We start from the raw sequence: 26,313 nt of genomic DNA on the forward strand, positions 1-26,313 counted from the left end.
CCTGAAATTTGCCAGTCGCCTTTCAGTAACGCCAGCACTGAAAGCTGCAAAAAAACTCTCCTCCGTCATACAAAAATAACAATGGTACATGAGATGAGCACACCAAGATCAAATGCTCTGCGCGCGACAAGCGCCTGGATCAGCACCCTCTGCATCGGCCTTCTTTGCGTTCCGCTGGCCCAGGCAACAGAAGGCGGCGGCACCTCATACCCACTGGGTGTGAATACGGTTCTCGCGGGAAAGATGCCACCGCCAGGCTTTACCGAGTTTTTCTACTTGTCCGACTACAGCGCGAATAAAACGCTGGATGGCGATGGCAATCAAAAACAAGGTATTCACAACTTTGACCTTGATGTTCAAGCACTGTCGATGCGAGTGGATTACGTCTACCAGGACTTCTCGATACTGGGTGCCAAGCTGGCCAGTCGCATTGCCTTGCCCTTAGTCAAGGGCGACGTCAAGTTCGATGTCGATACACCGGCAGGGCGCGTTCATCGCAGCGATCACCAAGAAGGCATCGGCGATTTGACGGTAACTCCATTTGTATTGGGGTGGAGCTCTCCACGGTACAGCCAATTATTCGCGCTGGATGTATTTGCGCCCGTAGGATCCTATGACAAGGACCGCCTTTTCAACCCGGGTCGAAATTACTGGGCTTACGGACCATGGTACTCGTTTACTGCCTATCCATTGGAGAAACTGGAGGTCAGCGCCAAGCTCATTTATATGTTCAATGGTGAGAACTCCGCTACCCACTATCGCTCCGGCCGTGAGTTCAACGCCGACTACAACATTGGCTACAACATCACTCCCGAATGGCAAGTGGGCGTGAACGGCTATGCGTATAAGCAGCTCAGCGATGATGAGAAGAATGGTCAGACGTATTTGGATGGTAACCGTGGTCGGGTCGTCGCAATCGGCCCCTCGATCAAATACCAAACCCCGGCAATCGGGTTTGTCATGAAAGTGCAGCACGAAATGCTAGTCGAGAACCGTGCCGAAGGTAATAAATTCTGGCTGCAGGCCGTTTACCGATTCTGAACTTTGCCTCTTTCCAGGGTCGCAATAAACAACATCGCGGCCCGCGGAACGAACATCACTGTCCAATAATTAAAAGCAGGTGAAATCGTGACTGGAATATCCAAGTGGCATGTACTGATCGGCGGATTCATCGCCTACCTTTTTGATGCAATGGAGATCATCCTGCTTACGCTCGCTCTGCCGGTTATCCGCCAGGACCTGGGTTTCAGCCTCCATGAGGTGGGTGCGCTGGCTAGCGCTACATTGCTGGGTATTGGTGTGAGCGGCGTTGCCACAGGTTGGTACTCCGACAACTTCGGTCGGCGCAAGGCATTGATTGCATCGCTGGCGATCTTCGGCACACTGACCTGTTTCTTTGCATTCGCTCATGATCTCTACGTAATGGCGGGCCTGAGGTTTGTCTCTGGTCTTGGCCTTGGCGGGGTATGGACGATCCTCTCGGCTTATATCGTCGAAACGTGGCCGCCCAAGCAACGCGCTAGAGCCATATCCTTCGTGATCAGTGCCTTCCCAGTTGGCGCCATCGTGGCTGCGCTGGCAGCAAAGTTCATGCTGCCGGAATGGCGTTTGATGTTTTTCGTGTCCGGTGCCTCGGTGATACTGCCGATTATTTATGTATTTTTTCTGATTCCGGAATCGCCGGCCTGGAAGGCTCAGCGCAATACACAGGGCACTACTGCGCAGCGGATATCGGTCAGGGAGATTTTTTCGCCTGAACTACTTCGTTACACCCTGCTGGGGTCTCTTGCAGCCAGCTTTGCGTTGCTTGGTTCCTGGGGCGTCAGCACGTGGCTGCCCACCTACCTGATACAGGACCGTGGCTTGAGTCTGGCGTCGATGACCAGCTTTATGGCGGTACTCCATCTCGGGAATTTCTTTGGCCTGAACGTATTCGGCTTCATCGCCGATCGCATTGGCAAGCGGCTTACGATTGTTATATCGCTGTTGCTGACATCCATGATGGCGCTGGTCTATGTCTATACCACCCACACCCAATCGCTGATCTGGATAGGGGCGGGGTACGCATTTTTCATGGTGTTCGCTGGGTTGTTCGGTTCTTACTTCAGCGAGATGTACCCCATCCGGGTGCGAACGCTTGGAGCGGGCTTCTGTTTCAATGCGGGTCGCGGACTGGCGGCTTTCGCACCCGTGCTGCTCAGTGGCATTGCCAGCTTCTATAGCCTGGCAGCGGGATTGATCGTCTGCGCCGGCTTCTACGTCATTTCCGCATTGTTTGTGTTCTCCATGCCAAGGAGTAAAACAGTGAATGAAGTCAGTACGCAGGCAGGCGCTTCAGACATTGCCAAGGAGGCAATCGGGTGACCTGATTCGTTGGTGAAAATGCCTCGTATCTGTAGATACGGGGCATTTTTTTTACCCCGAAAAACTGGATGCAGAGGGTGATACGCGTATAAATAAATCAGATAGCGTGAATAACTAATATTTGCTTCTTTTATTTATTGGCCAGCGGGAAGATGGTTCCCAGACAACAATAAATAAGAGGACATGCCTCATGATTAACCTGCATGACATTCGGTACATACGGCTTGGCACCGCGAATCTGGACGAGGCACGTCGCTACGCCACACAGGTTCTCGGCTTGCAGATCGCAAGAGAAGCCAATGGAGCGGTGTACTTCCGATCGGACAGCCGAGACCATACGCTCTGCTATTACGAGGGCGATCCGCAAGAAACCACAACAGCGTTCGAAGTCAGAACAGCGCAGGACCTGGAAGACGCAGCGGTCTTGCTGGAGCGTAATGAATTCAACGTACAGCATGGCTCTCGTGCAGACGCTGAAGTGCGCTATGTCGACGACTTCATTCGCTTCAAAGATCCCAGCGGCAATAACATCGAGCTGGTCTTGCGTCCCCAGGCAAGCGGGCGACGCTATTTCCCTAGTCGCGATGCCGGCATCACCGGTTTCAGCCACATTGGCTTGCGCACCATGAATGCCCGGCGTGATGAACTGTTCTGGACTCAGCTGGCAAACGCCAGGGTTAGTGACCGAATTGGCGAGGCGCCACTGCTGCGTATCGACGAGATCCATCACAAGATCGCCTTGTTCCCTTCGTCCCATCCCGGCGTGCAACACATCAACCATCAGGTGGAGTCCGTCGATGACTTGATGCGTGCCTATTACTTCCTGGTTGAGCGGGGCATACGCATCCTCTTTGGTCCGGGCCGCCACCCCACCTCGGGCGCGATGTTCCTCTATTTCGAGGGACCTGACGGCATGACATACGAATACTCGACAGGGGTCAGCCTGATCTCTCCAGAAAATGATGCAACCCACCAACCTCGGCAGTTTCCGGCGGAGGGTGCGGGATTCTGCGCGTGGGGTGCGAAGCCAGACATTCCGGAGTTCAAATCGTGAGTCACTTTCCAACTCCCGGCCGAGATCAGCAATCGCAAGTGCGCTTGGCTGCGCGGGCTTTGGCCCGCGCTGGTTTAGTGCATGCCTACGGGCACTGCAGCTTGCGACTTGATGAAGAGCACTTTTTGGTTTGCGCCGCGCGACCGATGGGTTTGATCCGTATTGGTGAGCCAGGAATTGTGGTGCCAATCAAAGGTGAATTGCCCGACGGTGTGCTGGGTGAAGTCCGTATTCACCAGCAAATATACCGTCGACGCCCGGACGTCCATGCAGTGATCCGAAGCATGCCTGCCCAGGTCATGACCCTGTCCTGTGCGAGGCTCACACCTCAATCGCGTCATGGAATGGGTAGTTACTTCCAGGCGCCAATCCCGCTGTGGGACGACCCGCAGCTGCTGCGCAGCGACGACCAAGCCAGCGCCCTGGCCAATCAATTAGGGCAGGGGAATGCCCTGGTCATGCGTGGCAATGGTGCCATCGTCGTCGGCGCGTCACTGGTCGAAGCGTTGACGCTGACCTGGTACCTGGAAGACGCCGCACGGATTGAATTGCAACTGCACAGCGCGGGTCTTGCAATCCAAGGACCGGTACTCGACGCACAGGCCTGCGCGCAAAGGGCTGTCACCAGCGGCCGAATTTACGAACGCATGTGGGAATACCTGACAGCGGGCGACCCCGAAGCCAGCGTTCAAACACTCTAAAACAAGAAGGAACACTGTATGCCTGCGAAAGAATTCCGCCATTTTATCAATGGTGAATGGGTGAGTAGCGCCCGTACGTTCGAGAACCGAAACCCGGCCGACAACAGCCTGATCGGCTTGGTACATGAAGCCGGCAAGGCTGAGGTCGACGCCGCCGTGCGAGCTGCGCGCGATGCGTTGAAAGGCCCCTGGGGCAGCATGACCGTTGCCCAGAGAACGGCCCTGTTGCACAAGGTGGCGGATGGCATCGAACGTCGCCATGAAGAGTTTGTAGCCGCCGAAGTGGCCGATACGGGTAAACCACGCGCGCTCGCCGGACATCTGGACATTCCCCGTGGTGCGGCCAACTTCAAGGTGTTCGCCGACCTGATCAAGAATGTGCCGACTGAAAGCTTCGTGATGGACACCCCTGACGGTGGCAAGGCGGTGAACTACAGCGTGCGAGCACCACGAGGCGTCATCGCTGTTGTTTGTCCCTGGAATCTGCCGCTGTTGCTGATGACCTGGAAGGTTGGGCCGGCCCTGGCCTGTGGCAATACTGTGGTGGTCAAACCCTCGGAAGAGACCCCGGCCACTGCCACGCTGCTCGCCGAAGTCATGAATGAAGCCGGCGTGCCACCGGGTGTATACAACGTAGTGCATGGTTTCGGCGGTGACTCGGCCGGTGCCTTCCTTACTGCTCACCCAGAAGTCAATGGCGTCACCTTCACCGGTGAAACCGGCACGGGCGAGATCATCATGAAGGCCGCAGCCAAGGGTATCCGCCCGGTATCGCTGGAACTGGGCGGCAAGAACGCAGGCATCGTTTTTGCCGATGCGGACCTGGAAAAAGCCGTCAAAGGTTTGGGGCGCGCCGTGTTCGAGAACAGTGGCCAGGTCTGCCTGGGGACCGAGCGCATCTACGTGCAACGTCCACTGTTCGAGCGTTTTGTCGCTGCGTTCAAAGCCCACGCCGAAGGCATCAAAGTGGGTGACCCGAACCAGCACGACAGCACCATGGGACCGGTGATCTCACTCGGTCACCGTGAAAAAATTCTCTCTTATTGCCGTCAGGCGGTCGCCGACGGTGCCACGGTGGTCCATGGCGGTGGCATCGCCCAAGTACCGGAGCACTTGGCCGAGGGGGCTTGGTTCGAGCCGACGATCTGGACCGGCCTTTCGGAAACGTCGGCCGTGGTGCGTGAGGAAATTTTCGGCCCGGTTTGCCACATCGCCCCCTTTGATACCGAAGAAGAAGTCGTCCACCTGGCTAACGACACACCCTATGGTCTGGCTGCCAGCGTGTGGACTAGCAACCTGCAGGTCGCCCATCGTCTGGGCAGCGCATTGGACGTGGGTGTTTGCTGGATCAACTCATGGTTCCTGCGCGACCTGCGTACCGCTTTCGGCGGTGCCAAGCAGTCGGGTATCGGCCGTGAGGGGGGCGTGCATTCGCTTGAATTCTACACCGAGCTGCGCAACGTCTGCGTGCGGCTGTAAGGAGCCATTCATGAATAAACAAGAGATCCACGTACTCGGCCAGCAACTACACCAGGCCCTCAGCAACGGCCAGGCTCTGGCGCCGCTGACCGACACCTACCCGGACATGACCCTGGAACAGGCTTATGAGGTACAGCTGTCAATGATCCAGCGACGCCTTGACGACGGCCAGCGGGTCATTGGAAAAAAGATCGGCGTCACGAGCAAAGTGGTCATGGACATGCTCGGCGTCGATCAACCGGACTTCGGTCATCTGCTCTCGGACATGCTCTATGCCGACGGCGCCGCCATCGCCATCGACGGTTTGATCGCACCCAAAGCCGAAGGCGAAATCGCGTTCGTGCTCAAGGAAGACCTGCATGGCCCCGGTATCACCGTGGCTGATGTTTTACGGGCTACTGACTATGTGATGCCGTGCTTCGAGATCGTCGATTCGCGCATCCGTGACTGGAAGATCCGCATCCAGGACACCGTCGCCGACAACGCCTCCGCCGGGGCTTTCGTCCTGGGCGGGCAGGGCGTGGCCCCGCGTGACGTTGACCTGGCCTGTGTCGGCATGACCCTGGAAAAGAACGGTGAAGTGGTTGCCACTGGCGCCGGTGCTGCGGCCCTCGGTCATCCGGCGAATGCCGTGGCCTGGCTGGCTAACAAACTCGGTCAACTTGGCATTGGCCTCAACAAGGGCGAAGTCATTCTCTCCGGCTCACTCGCCGCCATGGTGCCGGTCAAGGCCGGTGATCAATTGCGCATCAGCCTGGGCGGCATCGGCTCGGCCTCCGTTCGTTTCGTTTGAAGGAAACCCTTATGAATCTCTCTGCAGCAACTATCGCCCAACTGGCCGAACACCTGGAAAACGCCGAACTCAATCGTGAGGCGGTGGCCAAAATCACCGACGCCCATCCGGACATGGACTGGGAAGACGCCTACGCCATTCAGGACACCATTCGCCAGCGCAAAGAGTCACGCGGTGTACGTATCGCTGGCTTGAAAATGGGCCTGACCTCTTTCGCGAAGATGAAGCAAATGGGGGTCACTGACCCGATCCACGGCTTCCTTACGGACTACGGTTCTTGCCTGGACGGCGCGGCTATCGATGTTGATGGGTTGATCCATCCCAAGGTCGAAGCCGAGATCGCCTTTGTCCTCAAGCATCCGCTCAAGGGACCGGGCGTGCATGTTGGCGATGTATTGGCGGCCACCGATTTTATTTTGCCGGCAGTCGAAGTGATCGACTCGCGCTACGAGAACTTCCGCTTCGATCTCAAGAGCGTCATTGCCGACAACACGTCTTCGGCACGTTTTGTCACCGGCGGACAAATGAGCGGCGTGCAGGGCATTGACCTTAAATGCCTGGGTGTGGTGCTGGAGAAGAACGGCGAAGTGGTCGCCACCGGTGCCGGCGCCGCGGTGCTCGGGCACCCGGCGCAGAGCGTCGCCATGCTGGCCAACATGCTCGGTGCCAAGGGGCGTGAACTGCCGGCGGGCTGCTTCATCATGACCGGTGGCATCACCGAGGCCATTGCTGTTGCTGCCGGGGACAACATCACCGTCCGCTACCAGCATTTGGGTAGTGTCTCCATGCGCTTCACTTCATCCAGCCAGCGTTGATCCGGAGATACCGACCATGCCTATCGCCATGATCCACCTCGCCGAGGGCCGCAGTGAAGAGATGAAGCATGCACTGTTGGTCAATGTCACCCAGGCCATCGCACAAAGCCTGGATGTGCCAGTAGAAAACGTTCGCGTGCTGCTTCAAGAGATTCCCGAAACCCAGTGGGCCGCGGGTGGCAAGACCCTTGCCGAACGCCGGCGCGGTAACGCCTGATCCCCAGGCTGTGTGCAACGACAGGACACAATAACAATGAGCAATCCAATCAGCGTCGCCATCATCGGCTCGGGCAACATCGGCACTGACCTGATGATCAAGATACTGCGTCACGGCAAGCACCTGAAAATGGCCGTCATGGTCGGTATCGACCCGGCCTCCGACGGTTTGGCCCGCGCCCAACGCATGGGCGTTGCGGTGACCCATGAAGGCGTCGAAGGCCTGACCCGCATGGACGAATTCAAAGACATCGATGTCGTCTTCGATGCGACCTCGGCCGGTGCCCACGTGAAGAACGACGCCTTCCTGCGCTCGATCAAACCCGGCATCCGTCTGATCGACCTGACGCCTGCAGCCATCGGCCCGTATTGCGTGCCAGTGGTCAATCTGGAACAGAATCTCGGTCAACTCAACGTCAACATGGTCACCTGCGGTGGTCAGGCGACCATTCCGATGGTCGCGGCGGTATCGCGAGTGGCCAAGGTGCATTACGCCGAAATCGTCGCCTCGATTGCCAGTAAATCCGCCGGCCCCGGCACCCGCGCCAACATCGACGAGTTCACCGAAACCACCTCCAAGGCCATCGAAGTGATTGGCGGCGCGGCCAAGGGCAAGGCGATCATCGTGATGAACCCGGCCGAACCGCCTCTAATGATGCGCGACACCGTGTTCGTATTGTCCGAAGCGGCGGACAAGGCACTGGTCGAGGCCTCGATCGTCGAGATGGCGGCCGCCGTGCAAGCCTATGTGCCGGGCTATCGCTTGAAGCAGAAAGTCCAGTTCGACGTGATCCCCGAGGATGCACCGCTGAACATTCCCGGTCTCGGAAAATTCTCCGGGCTCAAGACCTCAGTGTTCCTCGAAGTCGAAGGCGCCGCCCACTACCTGCCAGCCTATGCCGGCAACCTCGACATCATGACTTCCGCTGCCTTGGCCACCGCCGAGCGCATGGCGCATTCGATGCTCAACGCCTGAGGAGACCGACATGACTTTCAATCCCGGCAAAAAGATCTACATCTCCGACGTAACCCTGCGCGACGGCAGCCACGCGATTCGTCACCAGTATTCGATCCAAAACGTGCAGGACATCGCCCGCGCCTTGGACAAAGCCAAGGTCGATTCGATCGAAGTGGCGCACGGTGATGGCCTGCAAGGGTCGAGCTTCAACTACGGCTTCGCGGCGCACACCGACCTGGAATGGATCGAAGCCGCCGCCGACGTGATCAGCCACGCAAAGATCACTACCTTGTTGTTGCCTGGCATCGGTACCGTGCATGACCTGAAAGCAGCCTACAACGCCGGTGCCCGGGTGGTGCGCATCGCCACTCATTGCACCGAGGCCGATGTGTCAAAACAGCACATCGAATACGCCCGCGAGCTGGGCATGGACACCGTCGGTTTCCTGATGATGAGCCATATGATTCCGGCCGAACAGTTGGCCGCCCAAGCCAAGTTGATGGAGAGCTACGGCGCGACCTGCGTGTACATGGCCGACTCCGGTGGGGCGATGAACATGCAGGACATCCGCGAGCGTTTCCGTGCGTTCAAGGCGGTGCTCAAGCCGGAAACCGAAACCGGCATGCACGCCCATCACAACCTGAGCCTGGGGGTTGCCAACTCCATCGTCGCGGTGGAAGAAGGTTGTGACCGCGTTGACGCCAGCCTGGCTGGCATGGGGGCGGGGGCGGGCAACGCGCCATTGGAGGTGTTCATCGCCGCCGCCGAACGACTGGGCTGGAATCATGGCACCGACCTCTACACCTTGATGGATGCCGCTGATGACATCATCCGTCCGCTTCAGGACCGTCCGGTGCGGGTAGATCGCGAGACGCTGGCGCTGGGTTATGCAGGCGTTTACTCCAGCTTCCTGCGTCATGCTGAAGCGGCGGCCCAGCGCTACGGGTTGCGTACCATCGACATCCTGGTCGAATTGGGGCGGCGAAAAATGGTCGGTGGGCAAGAGGACATGATCGTTGATGTGGCACTGGACCTGACACGACGTTGAGTTATCCACGCGTCCGTATAACACTCCAGAATTCCAGTTTTACTGCACTTGCCGCTCGAAGCCCACGTCGCTTTGCTGGCAAGTGCAGTGTTTTGGTTTCTGAATATCAGTCAGGGCGCTGTGATGAAAGATCTAAATCTGCTCTATATCTTTGAGGCGTTGTGGCGAGACCACTCCGCTTCAATTGCGGCGCAGAATCCGGGTGTTACGCAGGCAGCCGTCAGCGGGTCGCTCAAGCGGTTACGAAACGACTATGGTGACAGGTTGTTTACGCTGGTAGGTCGCCGAATGGAACCGACACCGTTTTGTGTCCATATCGCGCCGCGACTGTTGGCCTCCCATGCGATGGTCAGGGAGGCTGGAAGCCAAATGCCGGTGTTTGATCCGAAAAGTTGTAAAAAGGCATTTACCATCAGAATGCGCGACGTTGGCGAAGTCGTTTGGTTGCCCGCCACCGTAAGCGAATTGTCCAAGGTTGCACCTCAAGCACGTTTACATGATTTTAGAGGAGAGTGAAATGCTCAAGGCTTCAGACGTCGTAGTGCAGTGCCTCGAGAATGAGGGCGTAGAGTTCGTGTTCGGGATTCCTGGTGAAGAGAACCTGGACTTACTTGAATCACTCAGGCGCTCCAACATCCGGCTCGTTCTCACTCGACATGAGCAATCGGCTGGTTTCATGGCGGCAACCTATGGCCGGTTGACCGGCAAAACAGGAGTCAGCTTATCGACCCTTGGCCCTGGCGCTACGAACCTGGTCACTGCTGGCGCCTATGCCTACTTGGGTGGAATGCCAATGCTCATGATTACCGGGCAGAAGCCAATCAAAAAGTCCAAGCAGGGCCGTTTCCAGATTCTTGATGTTGTTGGGATGATGCAACCGCTGACCAAGTACACCCACCAGTTGGCGTCCGCTGACAACATTCCCTCGCGTGTGCGTGAAGCCTTCCGCCTTGCTGAGGAAGAAAAGCCCGGAGCGGTTCATCTTGAACTTCCCGAGGACATCGCCGCGGAGCAGACCGAAAGCCGACCAATTCCTCCGAGCCTGCATCGTCGCCCGCTGGCCGAGCACAAGGCCATCGAGGCCGCAGTCGAGAAATTGCAGACCGCCCGTAGCCCAATCCTGGTGATTGGTGCCGGCGCCAATCGCAAGATGACCGCCAAGGTACTCAAGCAACTGATCGACAAGACCGGCATCCCTTTTGTCACCACTCAGATGGGCAAAGGCGTGGTAGATGAGCGTCATCCACGCTTCCTTGGCAATGCCGCACTGTCTTCCGGCGACTTCGTGCACCGTGCTGTCGAGGCGGCTGATCTGATCGTAAACATTGGCCACGACGTGATTGAGAAACCGCCATTTTTCATGGTCCGTGGCGGCACCGAAGTCATCCACATCAACTTCCGCTCCGCCGAGGTCGATCCGGTGTACTTCCCACAGGTCGAAGTGATCGGCGATATCGCCAATGCTGTTTGGCAGATCGGCGAATCCTTGAATGACACTTCACACTGGGACTTCACCCGCCTTATGACGATCCGTGAATCCAACGAGGCCCAAGTGATCGAGGGCGCGGACGACAACCGTTTCCCGATCTACCCGCAGCGCTTTGTCGCCGACGTGCGTCGTGCCTTGCCCTCCGAAGGCATCGTGGCTCTGGATAACGGCATCTACAAAATCTGGTTCGCGCGCAACTACAAGGCACATAAACCCAACACCGTTCTGTTAGACAATGCCTTGGCAACGATGGGTGCGGGCCTGCCTTCGGCGATGGCTTCACATTTGGTCTATCCGGATCGTCCTGTGGTAGCTGTGTGCGGTGACGGCGGCTTCATGATGAACAGCCAGGAGCTGGAAACCGCCGTACGTTTGAAGATGAACCTGACGGTCATCATCCTACGCGATGATGGCTACGGCATGATCCGTTGGAAGCAGTCCAACATGGGGTTCACTGATTTTGGTCTGGACTACGGCAACCCGGATTTCGTCATGTATGCGCAAAGCTATGGCGCCAAGGGCCACCGGGTGGAAAGCGCCGAAGGATTCTTGCCGCTACTGCAGCGCTGCATCAGTGAGCCGGGTGTGCACGTTATCGATTGCCCGGTGGATTATTCCGAGAACGATTTCATTCTGAACCATGAGCTTAAAAGACGTAGCGCTTTGGTTTAAGCCAACGCTCGCCAACCCCCATTCAGAAAAGGAAACGTCATGCAGCTGAAAGACACTCAGTTGTTCCGCCAGCAAGCCTTCATCGATGGCACTTGGGTAGATGCGGACAATGGTCAGACGATCAAGGTCAACAACCCGGCAACGGGCGAAATTCTGGGCACCGTGCCCAAAATGGGCGCTGCCGAAACCCGCCGTGCGATCGAAGCCGCTGACAAAGCGCTGCCGGCCTGGCGTGCACTGACCGCCAAAGAACGTGCGGGCAAGCTGCGTCGCTGGTTCGAATTGATGATCGAGAATCAGGACGACCTGGCTCGCCTGATGACTCTGGAACAAGGCAAGCCATTGGCCGAAGCCAAGGGTGAAATCGTTTACGCCGCTTCCTTCATCGAGTGGTTCGCCGAAGAAGCCAAGCGCATCTACGGTGACGTGATTCCGGGCCACCAGCCAGACAAGCGCCTGATCGTGATCAAGCAGCCAATCGGCGTGACCGCTGCCATCACCCCGTGGAACTTCCCGGCCGCGATGATCACCCGTAAAGCCGGCCCGGCCCTGGCCGCCGGTTGCACCATGGTGCTCAAGCCTGCTTCGCAAACGCCATTCTCGGCGTTCGCCCTGGCCGAACTGGCCCAGCGCGCCGGCATTCCTGCCGGTGTGTTCAGCGTTGTTTCCGGTAGCGCCGGCGACATCGGTAGCGAGCTGACCAGCAACCCGATCGTGCGCAAGCTGTCCTTCACCGGTTCGACCGAAATTGGTCGTCAGCTGATGTCGGAATGCGCCAAGGACATCAAGAAAGTGTCCCTGGAACTGGGCGGCAACGCACCGTTCATCGTGTTCGACGACGCGGACCTGGATAAGGCCGTCGAAGGCGCGATCATTTCCAAGTACCGCAACAACGGCCAGACCTGCGTCTGCGCCAACCGTCTGTACATTCAGGATTCGGTCTACGACGCGTTCGCCGAGAAGCTGAAAGTGGCTGTGGCCAAACTCAAGATCGGTAACGGTCTGGAAGAAGGCACCACCACTGGCCCGCTGATCGACGAAAAAGCCGTGGCCAAGGTGCAAGAACACATCGCCGACGCCTTGAGCAAAGGCGCCCAGGTACTGGCCGGTGGCAACACCATCGAAGGCAACTTCTTCGAGCCGACCATTCTGGTCAACGTACCGAACAACGCTGCCGTGGCCAAGGAAGAAACCTTTGGCCCACTGGCTCCACTGTTCCGCTTCAAAGACGAAGCCGAGGTAATCGCGATGTCCAACGACACCGAGTTCGGCCTGGCTTCGTACTTCTATGCTCGCGACCTAGGCCGTGTATTCCGCGTGGCGGAAGCCCTGGAATACGGCATGGTCGGCGTCAACACCGGGTTGATCTCCAACGAAGTCGCGCCGTTCGGTGGCATCAAGGCCTCGGGCCTGGGCCGTGAAGGCTCCAAGTACGGCATCGAAGACTATCTGGAAATCAAGTATCTGTGTTTGAGCGTGTAATAGGTTTTCAACCTTATTAGTCTGATTGACTGAAAGGAATGGGGCCGGCGAGTCCGGCTCCGATTTTTTCTTCTGTCCTTTCTTATCACTGAAGCTATCGCTCCGCGGCTACAAGCCACCCCGATTTTCAATGGAAGTGGGCGTAGGACCAACGGATAGTAGCGAGACAGGACCTTGCCAAGTGCGCTGGGTACAACCCCAGAGCATGTCTGACTCAAGCAGCAGGTGTGGTGCCGATAGGTACTGAGGCATGGATGCACGGATACTGTTGCGCCCACCGGCATCTAGCAGTCGCGTTCGAGCGTTTGGTGGCCACTGCCTCCAGGTTCAACCAGCAGCTGTTGCTGCCCGATGAATCGTTCCAGGGTCAATTTCTTTTCGGCAAGTGGATGTCCAGCGCGCATTGCGCAGACGTAGTGCTGAGAAAATACAAGGGTTCGATGGATATCCGTCTGCAGGGTAGGCAGGTGACCCACCGCCAAGTCAATACGGCCAGTGGAGAGACCGTTCAACGTTTCGTCGACCGAGCCCGTCACCGTATGGATCCGTGCCATGGGGGCCTGGGCGAACAACACTTTCAGAGTCGTCGGAAGGCATACCACCTCGCCGATATCTCGCATACGAAGGGTGAATGTCTTGCGGCAGTCGTGTGAGTCGAATGCAGCCATCTGGCTGTCAGCCTGGCGCACCAGTTCGAGCGACTCGAGCAGCAAAGGTGCGATCTGCACCGCGAAGGGCGCTGGCTCCATACGCTGCTGGACCTGCGCGGACACAGAGTAATCCCGCCTTAGTGCTTCGAAGGTGTAGAGCAGGTTTAAGTCCTTCATCGCTGTCCTTCGTATAGTTCTTGTTTTTACATATGTATAGCTTTGGGTGTTTGCTCCCAGGCTCGGCTGGGCCTAGGTTAGGACCCAGCCAAGCTTCGTGCTTCGCGTAAAAGAACTATAAGAAGAGAGGCAAAAAATGCCTGGTACAACCATCGGTATGGTGGGAAATGGCCAACTTGGCCTTCCCATCGCCACCAACCTGCTTGCCGCCGGGTTTCGCGTCGTCGACTACCGCCGTCGAGATCGCGAAGCCTTTGTTCAACAGGGTGGCATCGCGCTTCAGAGTCCCGCCGCCGTAGCGGCCGAAGCAAATTTCATCCTCACCTGCCTGCCATGCGAAGAGTCCCACCTGGAAATCATGGAGGGGCCTGATGGCATCCTTCAGTCCATAGGGCCACAGCACTCGCTGATCGAGATCGGCACGTATCGGAAGGCCTTCAAACAGCGGATAGCTCAGCGCATCGAGCTTCGTGGGGCTCGGGCACTGGAAGCTGAAGTTAGCGGCACCCCATCAATGGTGCTGCTTAGCTTGGTTGAATATCTACGACATCGGCTTTGCAGGAGCGCAGCTTGAACCCACTAATTACCGCTGTTCGTGTCGGCAACCATGCCTCGTCCAACCGTATGGTCAGGCTCCAATGACTCGCTCTCGTGCTGATGATGCAGGTGTGCCGAGGGCGTTGGTGCCCACCTACTACGCGAAGTATGCCGGTAACTGGAACTCGCCCGAAGGGGAGGGGCTGTTGATGCAGGGGGGATGACTGCCCTGCAGGATTGACTCAGTAGATGACCGAAGTGAATGAGGAAGCCAAATGTATCCCTTTACATTCTCCTTTCTCCGCAAACCTTAAACAATAAAAACAATACCCAAGCGTCCCCGTCGTCACGAGCATCCAATGCTGACGGTTGCTGCCCTAGAAACATCTAAGTTCGATGGGCTAGAGCGCAATTGGCACTAACGTGTTCATTCGAGGTGGGTGTGTATTTCCGGAGCGACTCCATGAAGCTCGACTTGAATCTACTTCGGGTACTGCAGGCGATCTATGATACCCGCAATATAACTGCAGCAGCTGGATCGCTGAAGGTGAGCCAGCCTGCAGCCAGCGCTGCATTGGCACGACTTCGCGATTCATTCAACGATCCTCTTTTTATTCGGACTCCCATGGGCATGGAGCCGACACCTAGAACCGAGAGCATCATAGAAAAAGTCAAAGAGGTCATTGAGTCGATTGACCAGGATATTTTGACGCGGCAATGCTTCGATCCCCGACAAGCGACCAGCGATATTGTTCTTTGTTTGACTGCCATCGCTGAGCACGTGTTTTTGCCGCACCTGTTTCCGGTAATGAAGCAACAGGCCCCTTCTGCCCGGATTCGCTCTCTCTCACTCTCGCCGCAGGATGTGGCCCAAGGATTACAGAGCGGGAAGGTGGACCTAGCAATCGGTTTCTATCCAGATCTTGTATCTGCGGACATCTTTCAGCAGAGGCTTTTTTCACACACTCTTGTTTGCTTGGTAAGGAAGGGGCATCCAATTGCAGGGGCACGCATGACTTTGGATGAGTTCTTAAAAGCTGAACATGTTCAGGTCAAGGATAGTAGCCGAACCAGCGAGATGTTCGATCAGGTACTAGCTAGTCGCCAACAAGAGCGAAATATCGTTCTTACTACATCCCATTACATGAGTGTTCCAGGAATCATTTCTGAATCAGATCTTGTCGCAATCGCTCCGATGGTTGTGGCAAATATGTTTGCAGGTCAGTATGGATTAAAGACTGTGTCGCTCCCGATTGAAATTCCCGAATATGATCTGAAGCAATACTGGCACAGAAAATTCCACCATCACCCTCGACTGATTTGGTTGCGCTCACTGATTCAACGAGAATTTTCGAATGCTCCCGTAGCTGACATGATGAGCAAATTTGCCTAAGTGATTTTTCATGGGCCTTTGTGCCGTCGTTATAGAGAGCTCTAGGGAAGGTCAGAAGTAGTGGCGAGCTCTTTTGTACACTCAATTGGCGGCTTGGATCATGGGAAACAGCCCTCAGGTGGCGGTCGGTCTTTGAAGGAAGCCTCTGGGTTTGAAGGCGGTTGCGTGGAGGATATAAGTAGAACGGATAATCCAAATTACGAGAAATGACTTCCGTTGGAGATGTACTGAGCGTAAGTTGTTCTGGAAACTAAAGCGTGAGTTTGGGGCGGGGTGGTGATCGTGTTTGCCTGTTCATAGGCATTTCAAATGCCAGCCACACTCAAGGAGAAAGCAATGTTATATGTTGCAAAAGAAGTTTCGGTAAATGGCAGTCGTAAGCCGGGAGAACCAGTCCTGAGTCGCTCGCAAGTATGGAAAGGGCTGGAATTGAAAGCGGGGAACGCCTTGCCTTTTGTTGCGGCAATGTCAAAGTGTGAGGTTGTTGAACTCACTGAAAATGGTCTGATTCGAGATATCGAAATACGGGGCCAGGCTGCCCGGGAGCGGATCACCTTTTATCCAGGAAAGAAGGTTGTGTTTTTGCGCCTCTCTGGTCCAGTTGATGGTCTGATTACAAATGAAATTCTCGAAGGGAAAGATGGCGACATGAGGCTTCGTTTTAGTTTCGCCTTGCAATTGGTTGATGCCGACTCTGGGTCACCGCAGGAGCAAGAGTTCGGGATGATGATGGAGCAGGATTATGCTGCAGCCGTGGATTCCACTCTTTCCGCAATCCGACAGGCTGTAAATAGCGGAAAACTGTAGTCGAATCCTTATTCGATTAACCAGTTTCTATCGCCGAAATTTTGGGGTGGTCATTTTCAATGATTCGACTGTCAGTTGCTGTGGATGGCTGGCTGGAGTCTTTGTGCTGCCTTGTGCTTTCGGTGGTAATAGCTGGCTGTAAGTCTGTGTCAAATTTATAATTAAAAATTGGTGGTGCTGACATGCGTGGTCTCTGCTATGAGAAGCTTTTCGATAATATCGACAGAAAGCGTATGGAGGATTTTTTATCCTTTTTGACTGAGGATATTAAACTTTCTATTGCCAATAATCCGGCGGCTTCTGGAAAGGAAGAGGTGCGCACTATCGTAGGTGCATTTTGGCAGACAATAAATGGTTTAAAACACCACATACACCATGTGATTGAAAGCGATGATTATGTGGTATTTGAAAGCCTCGTGACCTATACGCGCCTGGACCAGAAAGAAGTTTCGGTTCCGTGCGCTACCATCATCAAGCTTAGGCACGAACTCATTAGTGAGTGGCGTATCTATGTCGATGCTTCGCCTGTTTTCTCTGCTGCATGAAGTGTGTTTGAAATTGGTTTGCTCCGGATAAATCACTCTGTTCCGAATCAAAGTGATTGTGCCGAGTTGCATTGCATGCTGCCTGCGTGATCGCGCGGTTCAGCTTTAGCAATACGAGTTTATTCAATTTTTCTTGCAAGTTCTGGAGTTTGCCATGGCTAGCCGATTAAAAGAAAAAGTAACTGTAATTACTGGAATAGGTAGTGGCATGGGGCGTGCCGCAGCATTGCTTTTTGCCGCAGAGGGGGCAAAGGTCGTCGGATGTGACGTCAATGTAGACGGTTGCAAAGAGACTATTGCAACAATTTTGGATCAAGGAGGTGAAGCTGTTGCATTGCATCCTTGTGACCCGTCCGATCCGGCCCAGGCCCAAGCACTCATTGATTTTGCGATCTCTAACTTTGGGCGTATCGATGTGCTCTACAACAATGCCGCAGCCGTGCACTTTGCGCCGATCGAAGAAATGACCCATGAAATGTGGACAGCCACCATGAAAGGTGAGTTGGACATTGTGTTTAACGCCTGCAAGGCGGCATGGCCTCATCTGAGAAAGCGTGGTGGATCGATCATTAACTGCGGTTCAACTTCCGGGAAGATCGCTTATGAAGTATTGCCCGCATTAGCACACGCGGCTGGAAAGGGAGGAGTGATCGCTATGACCCGGCAGCTTGCAATGGAAGGCGGTCAGCATGGCATTCGTGCCAACAGCATCTCCCCTGGCTTGGTTCGCTCCGGTGCCACCGCTGCTTTTATAGACGATCCCGAGTGGTTTGGCCCAATGAAGCGAAAGCTGATGCTTAACGGCTTGGTGGGTACTCCTGAAGACATTGCGTATTGCGCACTTTACTTAGCCAGTGATGAGGCGAAATGGGTGACCGGCGCTGATTTCGCAATAGATGGCGGTACTACTGCGTGGTGACGCGATTCGGTCGGGACATTGTCGACTGAGTTTATAGAAGGGCAGCGAGGCCATGCTGACATCCTCTGTACGACCTGGCTTCACTGCGGAGTGGTCGTAGTCGGCGTGTGTTCTACGTCTGAATCACTGCTGGCCTCGCACGAGCCGATAGTCGGATCCTCCTTGGGTACCGGAGCTCTCGCCGGCTCAGACGGCGTACGCAAGCCAAGCGCCTTCTAACCCAAGAATGCTGGAGCGCAAGTCGCGCGTGTATCGCAATTGACACTGCAGTCTATCGAGGCGGGCGGGCCCCGGGGATACACACACCGATAAGAAGTCGCAGAAAGAGGGTGCAAGGTTTTGGCCTTGTTCCCTGCAAAAATCACAGAAGTTTCCTTGCTAACAACAATAGATACCTGGAGACCGAACAATGACCAGCACGCGAATTACTCCGCGAGCGAGTTTTAGCCATGCGCGTCCAACTCACGTGGCGCACGCAATACATCTTGCCATTGCCTGCGTCGCGGCGGTGGCCTCGAATGGCGCATCCGCATTTGAAATCCCAACGGACAACCCTGACTGGAAAATGAGGTGGGACTCCAGCCTGAAATACAGCGCTGCCTGGCGGTTGAAGGATGCCGACTCAAAGCTCATCGGGCCAGCCCAGGCCAACCTTGATGATGGTGATCGCAATTTCCGTGAAAAAGGCCTGGTGTCGAGCCGCGTGGATTTGTTCTCCGAGGCGGATGTCATCTACAAGGAACGATTTGGTGGCCGTGTAAGTGGTGCCGCGTGGTACGACGAAGTCTACAACCGTTCCAACGACAACAATTCCCCCCTTACGATCAATAGTACATCCGTTCCGGCAGGCGAGTTTACGCACGATACGCGTGACCTTATGGGCCGCGAGGCTGAATTACTCGATGCCTTCGTATTTGGTGGGGCCGATTTTGGCGACATGAGCGGGACATTCCGTCTCGGACGGCATGCCCAGATCTGGGGAGAAACGCTGTTCTTTGGCTCCAACGGTATTGCTGGCGGTATGGTGCCTATCGACTACGTGAAACTGTTCAACGTGCCCGGTTCTCAATTCAAGGAAGTGGTACGACCGGTCAATCAGTTCTCGGCGCAACTGCAAGTTCGGCCTGGTCTCACGGTTAGCGGGTACTACCAGTTCGAATGGGAAGAAAACCGCATTCCAGCTTCCGGCGCGTTCAGCTCCTTCTCGGATATTTTCGGTGATGGGGCGGAGAGTCTCCTGTGGCCAACCGGGGCGCACTTTGCGAACGCAGGCAAAATCAAGCCAAGTGACGCTGGCCAGTTCGGCTTTCAGGTTCGTATCCGGCCAGAGGACATAGATGCTGATATCGGCCTCTATGCCATCCGCTACCACCAGAAGGACGGAAACATTTATATCCGTCCCGCCGCGGGGACAGGGTTCTTCAGCAACCAGGGGGCGCCGGGGCAGGAAGTTGGTGTTTTCCAGACCGTATACCATGAGGGCATTCGCGCTTATGGCGCCAGTCTTAACACCTCGCTCGGCGACGCGAACATGGGCATCGAAGTCTCGATGCGCGACAACGCGCCGCTGGTCAATCCTGGGGTCTTTGTCTTCGATCCTGAGGCCGACAATGATTCCCACCCAGCCTACCCCGTGGGCCGTACAGCGCACGTGAACGTATCGTCAACGCTGCTCCTCTCTCCGACTGCACTTTGGCAAGGCGGAACTTTTCTGGCTGAGATGGGGTGGAACCGCCTGCTGTCGGTCACTGACAACCCGCAGGCAGTTGATCCCAATGCAACGCGAGATGCCCTTGGATTCCGCATGCTCTTCTCTCCCACCTACTACCAGGTGTTGGACGGGTTGGATGTGTCCATCCCCATTGGCCTTGGATACAACCCAAAGGGTAGGTCGTCCGCGGTGACTCTCTTCAACGGGGGCGTCGACAAGGGCGGTGATTACAGCATCGGCATCAAGGGTGATTACAAGAAGGACATCATCCTCGGCCTTACCTACACGTCCTACTTCGGCAATACCGGCGCCGTGCTTGAGTCGAGTAACGACCGGCTGTCGTTTGATCAGTACTACAAAGATCGCAGCAACATCTCCGCCACTGTGCAGATGTCGTTCTAAGTCCTGGAGATCAACATGAAATTGCATTCATTCAAATTGCTTGGCGTCGTCGCGGCAATGGCTTGTGCCGGCATTGCACAGGGCGCAGTAACCAACGAAGAGGCTCAGCAGCTCAAGAGCACCCTGACGCCTGTGGGTGCAGAGCGCGCCGGTAATGCTGACGGCAGCATCCCCGCGTGGAGCGATGCCGGTGTCACTCCGCCGGCGGGGTACAAGTCAGGTGATCCTCGACCTGATCCCTTTGCCCGCGAAAAGCCAATCCTGACTATCACCTCCAAAGACATCGACAGCAATGCGGCGAAGCTGCCCGAAGGTGTGAAGGCCCTACTCGGGAAGTACCCTGACTCTTTTCGCTTAAACGTGTATCCCACCCACCGCACGGCGACTTTGCCGCAATGGGTGAATGACAACACGTTCCGCAATGCGACCAGCGCGAAGACTACCAACGGTGGCAATTCGATCGAAGGCGCCTACGGAGGCATTCCGTTTCCGATTCCGAAGACCGGTGCGGAAGCAATGTGGAACCACCGCTTGTCCTATGCGGGGTCGACCACCACGACGACATACCTCAACTACACGGGTACTGCAGACGGGAAGTTGGTGATTCCGTCCAGGGGCTACAACAAAGTGCAGTGGCCGTACTACGACCCGAAAACGCCGTGGCATGCCGACTTTAAGGGGCCCTTCATGCAACTGCGGAACATGCAGACGGAGCCCGCGTTCAAGTCCGGCGAGGCGCTGCTGGTTAACGAAACCCTGGATCGCGGGCGATCGGCATGGCAGTACTTTCCTGGACAGCGGCGTGTTCGCAAGGCGCCGACAGTGGGCTATGACACGCCCAACGACGTCAACTCCGGGCAGGAGTATTACGACGAGGCCTTCATGTTCTGGGGCGAGTTGGACCGGTACGACTGGAAGTTGGTCGGCAAGAAGGAAATGTATGTCCCCTACAACACCAACGGCTGGCAGAACCTTCCGGCCGACAAGCAGTATTCCACGCACCACATTAACCCTGACTCGTTCCGCTGGGAGCTGCACCGCGTCTGGGTGGTCGAAGGGACGCTGGCATCGGGTAAGCGACATGTAGTTCCGAAGCGGCGCTACTACTTGGATGAGGACACTTGGGGCGCCGTAATGCACGAGGGCTGGGACGCCGAAGGCAAGATCTGGCGAGTAGGCATGGGCTTACCCCACATCGTATGGGAGGGCCCATATGTCCTCACGAGCCAGCCTTGGGTCACCTACAACATTCAGACTGGCACCTGGGTAGTCGGTGCGCCGGCAGACTACTCCAATGGCCCGTACTACCGTCAGCTCGATACGCTGCCGGCCACCTATTTCACTCCCGAGTCGCTGGCTGCGGAAGGTGTGAGATGACGACTCGCAGCCGTCGGAGGATCTCGCTCCGTTTTCCCATCGTCCTGATCGCGTGGTGCGCTGTCAGCATAGGTGTGCATGGCGCGGAGGCCCCCAGCGATGGGGGGCTCCGCCCGGAGGAAGAGCACGGACCTGCTGTTGATCTTGGCGACCACCGTCTGACAACAATGGCTACGCCCACGCACCGAACCACAAAGGCTGCCATGATGGCAGCCGCGTCGGCCGGCAAACGCCAAGTTGTTGCGGGTGAGCGTGGGCTGATTATTTACTCGGATGATTGCGGGAACACGTGGCAACAGGCGAGGGTGCCGGTCAGTGTCACGCTGACCGCCCTGACATTCGTCGATCCCACCCGCGGCTGGGCCGTGGGACACGATGGCGTCATTCTCGCCACGCAGGACGCAGGCACTACGTGGCAGAAGCAATTAGACGGCCGGGTCATTGCGCAGCTGGCCTTGGTTGCGGCCCAGAAGGCAACCGCTGCGGACAGCTCGAACGAGGCTGCCCAACGAGCGCTGAGCGATGCCGAGCGGCTGGTCGCCGACGGCGCGGTCAAGCCCTTGTTTGCGGTGCACTTCTGGACTCCTGAGCGCGGAATAGTGGTTGGTGCATACGGGTTGGCACTGATCACCGATGATGCCGGAGCGACCTGGCAGTGGATCGGCGACCGGATTCCCAATCCCATGGGGCTCCACCTTTACGGCCTTTGGGCTCACGAGAATCTTGTGTATGCGGTCGGCGAACAGGGCTTGATAGTGCGGTCCGATGATGGCGCACGCAGCTTTCAGGTCGTTCCCAGTCCTTACGAGGGCAGCTACTTCGGCATCACGGATAGCGCACATGAGCAGAGTGCGGATTTGATCGTCTATGGATTGCGCGGTCATGCGTTCCTGCTCTCATCGCAATCACCAGATTTCCAACCACTACCGCTCGGAACCGAGGCGGCCTTGCTCAGTGCCTTGCCACGTCCCGCTAACAGCACGATGTTGTTCGATGCCGACGGACAAGCCATCGAAGTGCGTGGGACGGGCAGGGCAGCCAGAGCGATTGGCAGTTCACCCGTGGGGCCGGTTTTCGGCGTAACGCCCGCCTGTGGCCCTAACGTCGTGGTCGCGGGGCTGCGAGGCGTCGCCGTGGTCGATTCAACATCTATGGGCACAGTGAGCAGTTCAGGTACGAAGAAATGACAGCCATGATCAAACAGACTGGTGACTGGCCGGTGGTATCAAACCTGGCGGACTTTGATGTCCACTCAGGTTCCATAGTGGAGCGCGCACTGTTCAACAACCGCATCTGGCTTGTTGTCCTGTGCGCGCTGGTGACGATATTTCTTGGGACAAGTGCCCGCAAATTGGAGCTAAACGCCAGCTTTGAACGAATGATCCCAACGGGTCATGAATTCGTTCGCAACTACCTCGAACACCGCGAAGAACTGGTGGGGGTCGGCAATACCTTGCGTATTGCCGTACACAACAACTCAGGAACGATTTACGACGCGCACTACCAGGAAACTCTGCGCCAGCTCAATGACGAGCTATTCCTCGTTCCGGGCGTCGAGCGGCCTTTTATGAAGTCGCTGTGGACGGCTAATACACGCTGGCTTGGTGTCACAGAAGACGGTCTGGACGGTGGGCCCGTGATCCCAGACAACTTCGACGGTTCGGCGCAAAGCCTCGCCGCGCTGCGCATGAATGTCGAGCGGTCCGGCGAAATCGGCCGACTGGTCTCTCCCGACCTTCAGTCCAGCGTCATTCTCCTACCGCTACTGACAACTACTCCGGACGGAAAGCCCCTGGACTACCAGGCTCTTTCCCATCGATTGGAAGAGTTGCGCGCTAAGTATGCCAAGGGGCTCATCAGCATCCACATCACCGGCTTTGCGAAGGTGGCAGGCGATCTTATCGATGGGGTCGGTGCCATGGCTGGTTACTTCGCGCTCGCCTTGCTGATGTGCATGTCAGCGCTGTATGCGTACAGCCGCTGCGTGCGCAGTACAATCGTTGTCATTACCTGCTCACTGATCGCGGTGCTATGGACTCTCGGCGCTCTCCGGATACTGGGCTACGTGCTTGATCCATACACCGTACTGGTGCCGTTCCTGGTGTTCGCAATCGGTGCCAGCCATGGCGCCCAGAAGATGAATGGCATCGCTAACGATGTGGCAAACGGTACGCACAAAGTCGTCGCCGCCCGATACACCTTCAGACGGCTGTTCGCCGCCGGTCTGACGGCCTTGCTGGCTGATGCACTGGGTTTCGCGGTGCTCACCGTGATTGACATTCAAATCATCCGCGACTTGGCGCTCACAGCTGGGATTGGCATGGCCGCATTGATTCTGACGAATCTTGTGCTCCTACCCATCCTGCTTTCGTACACCGGGGTCTCGGTGCATAACCGGGATGAGAGTCGCTTTACCCAGGGGTTGTGGCGGGCACTCGTGCGTTTCACGCAGCCAAAGCAGGCGCGTGTAACGGTTGCAGTGGCAGTAGTGTTAGCGGTTGTCGGCATTGCGGGCAGCATGCACTTGACCGTTGGCGACCTTGATCCAGGTGCGCCCGAACTCAGGAAAGACTCACGCTACAACCAAGACAATGCCTTCATGGTCGGCAACTTTCCGTCGAGCAGCGATCTCCTGGTGGTGATGGTGAAGACGCCGAAGTCCCTGTGCACTCGGCACGAAACCATCGTCGCTGTCGACGAGCTGGAATGGCGGCTGCAGCAGTTGCCTGGCGTTGAGTCCACCAGTTCGTTCGCAAGCTTGTCCAAGCTTGCTGCCGTCGGCATCAGCGAGGGTAATCCTCGTTGGTACGATCTGCCGAACCAGGCAACGCTGAACTCGATCACCACAAGAGCTCCTCGCGAGTTGTTCAACCAGGCATGCGACCTGCTCGCTGTCTACGTCTATCTCGGCGACCACCGCGCGGAGACGCTGGACCGGGTGGTGAAAACCACGCAGGCGTTCGCTATGGAGGTAGGGGCTGGTGCAGAGACCCGAATCCTGCTCGCGGGCGGTAATGCAGGGATTGAGGCGGCCACGAACATCGTTGTGAAGCGTTCCAACTGGATCATGACCGTACTCGTGTACCTGAGCGTCATGGCGCTTGCGATGATCACCTTCCGCTCATGGCGCGCAACACTGGCCGCCATGCTGCCGCTGATGCTGACCACAGTCCTGTTGGAAGCGCTTATGGCTTGGTTGGGGATCGGGTTGAAGGTCGCCACGCTGCCCGTAGTCGCCCTAGGTGTGGGCATCGGTGTCGACTATTCGCTGTACGTCCTCAGCGTGACTCTCGCCGCTATGCGCAGCGGAGCGAGTCTGCCTGAAGCCTATGCACTGGCATTGCGCTTCACGGGCCGGGTGGTGGTCCTGACTGGTCTGACTTTGGCTGCAGCAGTCTTTACCTGGGTACTTTCGCCGATTCGCTTCCAGGCAGATATGGGGCTGCTGCTGGGCTTCATGTTCGTCTGGAACATGCTGGGCGCGCTGATCCTGCTGCCGGCATTGGCACATTTCCTCTTGAAGCCCAACCGGATTTCGTCTGTCGAGGACGAAGCCTTTCCTCCCCAAACTGCCCAGGCCTGATGGCGTGACGATCATTGGAGCAATGCCGATGTACAAACACCTGCTTGTACCCATTGACGCCTCGGTGTTATCCGAGGGCCTGGTTAGTTGTGCAATCGAAGCCGCGAGCCGCGTAGGTGCGCGCATCATCTTCTTTCATGCCTCACCAGACTATGCCGAAAGCAGCGATGGCGCGTTGGCACACGCGGCTTGGCCTGCGGACTACCAGAACCTGGCGAACGCGCAGTCACTGAAGCTTTTGGCAAAAGCAGAGGTGGCAGCACGATTAGCCGGAGTGGTCTGCAATTCGGCTTCTGCACCAAGTGCCCGGCCGCATGAGGCGATTCATCAGGCCGCGGTTGAGTACGGCTGCGACCTCATCTTCATCGCCTCACGAAGTCGCGGCAAGGTTGCACGACTGCTGCACCGATCGGTCACATCGCGGCTGCTCGAGGTGTCGACCCTGCCGGTTCTGGTCGTCAGCGGGCAGGCTCGAGGTCCCCTCACGGATGAAGAGATCGCCGTGACAGCCGTGCGCGACGAGCATCGCTCACTGGCGGCCGTCCTCCAAGCGCTAAAGGAAGTGCTTCAGCAGGCAGGCATGATCGGACAGCCTGCCGATATTCGCTTGCTGCGCGCAATGTTGTTCTATGTCGATGCCTTCCCGGAGCGTCTGCATCATCCCAAGGAAGAGATCTACTTGTATCGCAAGCTGCGCGAGCGAGCCCCGGAGTACAGCGCTCTTTTGGACAGCCTGCAGCACGATCATGACACGGGAGGTGCCCGCTTGCAGGAGCTACGGGAAGCGCTCGATGTCCTGGCGCAGAACCCGGTATCCGGGCTGAAAGAGTTTTTGGCCGCTGTCGACGAATTCACCGTCAGGCAGCTCCGGCATATGTCGGTCGAGGAGCAATCGTTGTTGCCTGCCGCGAGGGCGCATCTGAAACCAGCTGATTGGACGGAGATCAAGCATGCGTTCCAGGACAACGCAGATCCAAGATTTGGCGCGGATGCCGACGAGTCTTTTGATCATCTCCTCGGCCGATTGCTCAGCCTTGCTCGCGGACATTTTGGCGCCGCCGATAGCATCGAGGAGGTCATCGCCAGACAGGGAGGGCGTTAGGTATGCCCCCTTATCGCTTGACTGAAACAAAGGCTTTTC

The 26,313-nt window shown here is 56.7% G+C and carries 24 protein-coding genes and 1 pseudogene; 24 read left to right on the top strand and 1 reads right to left on the bottom strand.

Going from position 1 to position 26,313, the window contains the following annotated elements:
* Nucleotides 1-93: 93 nt before the first annotated feature.
* From PMI29_RS06470 to gabD, 13 genes are all read left to right on the top strand, one after another.
* Nucleotides 94-1,041 carry a SphA family protein gene (locus PMI29_RS06470; protein WP_008001973.1) on the top strand — a complete coding sequence of 316 codons (948 nt, stop codon included), beginning with the start codon at nucleotides 94-96 and terminating at the stop codon, nucleotides 1,039-1,041.
* Between the two features lie 87 nt (nucleotides 1,042-1,128).
* The gene (locus PMI29_RS06465) at nucleotides 1,129-2,364 is read left to right on the top strand and encodes an MFS transporter (protein WP_008001974.1); all 1,236 of its coding nucleotides are present in this window, start codon (nucleotides 1,129-1,131) and stop codon (nucleotides 2,362-2,364) included.
* A 190-nt stretch (nucleotides 2,365-2,554) separates the two neighbouring features.
* On the top strand, nucleotides 2,555-3,418 hold the full coding sequence (locus tag PMI29_RS06460) for a VOC family protein (protein WP_008001975.1): 864 nt from the start codon (nucleotides 2,555-2,557) through the stop codon (nucleotides 3,416-3,418).
* Nucleotides 3,415-4,119: a class II aldolase/adducin family protein gene (locus PMI29_RS06455; RefSeq protein ID WP_008001976.1), complete on the top strand. Its 705-nt coding sequence runs from the start codon at nucleotides 3,415-3,417 to the stop codon at nucleotides 4,117-4,119. Before PMI29_RS06460 ends, PMI29_RS06455 begins: the two co-directional genes overlap by 4 nt.
* Before the next feature lie 18 nt (nucleotides 4,120-4,137).
* The gene (locus PMI29_RS06450) at nucleotides 4,138-5,598 is read left to right on the top strand and encodes a 2-hydroxymuconic semialdehyde dehydrogenase (protein ID WP_008001977.1); all 1,461 of its coding nucleotides are present in this window, start codon (nucleotides 4,138-4,140) and stop codon (nucleotides 5,596-5,598) included.
* Nucleotides 5,599-5,608: 10 nt separating this feature from the next.
* On the top strand, nucleotides 5,609-6,391 hold the full coding sequence (gene dmpE / locus PMI29_RS06445) for a 2-oxopent-4-enoate hydratase (RefSeq protein ID WP_008001978.1): 783 nt from the start codon (nucleotides 5,609-5,611) through the stop codon (nucleotides 6,389-6,391).
* Between the two features lie 11 nt (nucleotides 6,392-6,402).
* Complete coding sequence (dmpH, locus tag PMI29_RS06440) at nucleotides 6,403-7,206, top strand: 2-oxo-3-hexenedioate decarboxylase (protein WP_007971591.1); 804 nt, start codon at nucleotides 6,403-6,405, stop codon at nucleotides 7,204-7,206.
* A gap of 16 nt (nucleotides 7,207-7,222) precedes the next feature.
* Entirely contained in the window at nucleotides 7,223-7,423 is a 201-nt protein-coding gene (locus PMI29_RS06435) for a 2-hydroxymuconate tautomerase family protein (RefSeq protein ID WP_008001979.1), read from the top strand.
* A 36-nt stretch (nucleotides 7,424-7,459) separates the two neighbouring features.
* Nucleotides 7,460-8,398, top strand: a complete 939-nt coding sequence (locus PMI29_RS06430; RefSeq protein ID WP_008001980.1) for an acetaldehyde dehydrogenase (acetylating) — start codon at nucleotides 7,460-7,462, stop codon at nucleotides 8,396-8,398.
* 10 nt (nucleotides 8,399-8,408) lie between these two features.
* Complete coding sequence (dmpG, locus tag PMI29_RS06425; RefSeq protein ID WP_008001981.1) at nucleotides 8,409-9,428, top strand: 4-hydroxy-2-oxovalerate aldolase; 1,020 nt, start codon at nucleotides 8,409-8,411, stop codon at nucleotides 9,426-9,428.
* 123 nt (nucleotides 9,429-9,551) lie between these two features.
* Nucleotides 9,552-9,944 carry a LysR family transcriptional regulator gene (locus PMI29_RS0130385; protein WP_238541683.1) on the top strand — a complete coding sequence of 131 codons (393 nt, stop codon included), beginning with the start codon at nucleotides 9,552-9,554 and terminating at the stop codon, nucleotides 9,942-9,944.
* A gap of 1 nt (nucleotide 9,945) precedes the next feature.
* Nucleotides 9,946-11,589 (top strand): acetolactate synthase large subunit, encoded by a 1,644-nt coding sequence (locus tag PMI29_RS06420; RefSeq protein ID WP_008001982.1) that lies wholly within the window; start codon nucleotides 9,946-9,948, stop codon nucleotides 11,587-11,589.
* A gap of 39 nt (nucleotides 11,590-11,628) precedes the next feature.
* Nucleotides 11,629-13,071: an NADP-dependent succinate-semialdehyde dehydrogenase gene (gene gabD, locus PMI29_RS06415; protein WP_008001983.1), complete on the top strand. Its 1,443-nt coding sequence runs from the start codon at nucleotides 11,629-11,631 to the stop codon at nucleotides 13,069-13,071.
* Nucleotides 13,072-13,355: 284 nt separating this feature from the next.
* Here the strand turns inward: gabD and PMI29_RS32745 are convergent, their stop codons facing one another.
* Nucleotides 13,356-13,898, bottom strand: coding sequence for a LysR substrate-binding domain-containing protein (locus PMI29_RS32745; protein WP_008001984.1), 543 nt, complete (start codon nucleotides 13,896-13,898; stop codon nucleotides 13,356-13,358).
* A 136-nt stretch (nucleotides 13,899-14,034) separates the two neighbouring features.
* Between PMI29_RS32745 and PMI29_RS06410 the strand changes: the two genes are divergently transcribed.
* From PMI29_RS06410 to PMI29_RS06370, 11 genes and pseudogenes are all read left to right on the top strand, one after another.
* Nucleotides 14,035-14,472, top strand: coding sequence for an NAD(P)-binding domain-containing protein (locus tag PMI29_RS06410; RefSeq protein WP_008001985.1), 438 nt, complete (start codon nucleotides 14,035-14,037; stop codon nucleotides 14,470-14,472).
* 8 nt (nucleotides 14,473-14,480) lie between these two features.
* Nucleotides 14,481-14,608 (top strand): annotated as a pseudogene (locus tag PMI29_RS32750) (alkene reductase); the annotation flags it as partial.
* 290 nt (nucleotides 14,609-14,898) lie between these two features.
* On the top strand, nucleotides 14,899-15,828 hold the full coding sequence (locus PMI29_RS06405) for a LysR family transcriptional regulator (RefSeq protein ID WP_008001987.1): 930 nt from the start codon (nucleotides 14,899-14,901) through the stop codon (nucleotides 15,826-15,828).
* Between the two features lie 309 nt (nucleotides 15,829-16,137).
* Entirely contained in the window at nucleotides 16,138-16,635 is a 498-nt protein-coding gene (locus PMI29_RS06400; RefSeq protein ID WP_202948976.1) for an SRPBCC family protein, read from the top strand.
* 182 nt (nucleotides 16,636-16,817) lie between these two features.
* Complete coding sequence (locus tag PMI29_RS06395; protein WP_008001989.1) at nucleotides 16,818-17,180, top strand: nuclear transport factor 2 family protein; 363 nt, start codon at nucleotides 16,818-16,820, stop codon at nucleotides 17,178-17,180.
* A gap of 154 nt (nucleotides 17,181-17,334) precedes the next feature.
* A complete protein-coding gene (locus tag PMI29_RS06390; RefSeq protein ID WP_008001990.1) occupies nucleotides 17,335-18,099 on the top strand; it encodes an SDR family NAD(P)-dependent oxidoreductase in 765 nt (254 codons plus the stop codon).
* 409 nt (nucleotides 18,100-18,508) lie between these two features.
* Nucleotides 18,509-20,212, top strand: a complete 1,704-nt coding sequence (locus PMI29_RS06385; RefSeq protein ID WP_008001991.1) for a DUF1302 domain-containing protein — start codon at nucleotides 18,509-18,511, stop codon at nucleotides 20,210-20,212.
* A gap of 15 nt (nucleotides 20,213-20,227) precedes the next feature.
* Nucleotides 20,228-21,589: a DUF1329 domain-containing protein gene (locus PMI29_RS06380; protein ID WP_008001992.1), complete on the top strand. Its 1,362-nt coding sequence runs from the start codon at nucleotides 20,228-20,230 to the stop codon at nucleotides 21,587-21,589.
* Nucleotides 21,590-21,792: 203 nt separating this feature from the next.
* Complete coding sequence (locus PMI29_RS0130395) at nucleotides 21,793-22,776, top strand: WD40/YVTN/BNR-like repeat-containing protein (protein ID WP_008001994.1); 984 nt, start codon at nucleotides 21,793-21,795, stop codon at nucleotides 22,774-22,776.
* The gene (locus PMI29_RS06375) at nucleotides 22,773-25,172 is read left to right on the top strand and encodes an efflux RND transporter permease subunit (RefSeq protein WP_008001998.1); all 2,400 of its coding nucleotides are present in this window, start codon (nucleotides 22,773-22,775) and stop codon (nucleotides 25,170-25,172) included. Before PMI29_RS0130395 ends, PMI29_RS06375 begins: the two co-directional genes overlap by 4 nt.
* Nucleotides 25,173-25,200: 28 nt before the next feature.
* Nucleotides 25,201-26,274, top strand: a complete 1,074-nt coding sequence (locus tag PMI29_RS06370; RefSeq protein ID WP_008001999.1) for a universal stress protein — start codon at nucleotides 25,201-25,203, stop codon at nucleotides 26,272-26,274.
* The last annotated feature ends 39 nt before the right edge of the window (nucleotides 26,275-26,313 follow it).

This window comes from Pseudomonas sp. GM49 (genome assembly GCF_000282355.1).
GTDB lineage: Bacteria > Pseudomonadota > Gammaproteobacteria > Pseudomonadales > Pseudomonadaceae > Aquipseudomonas.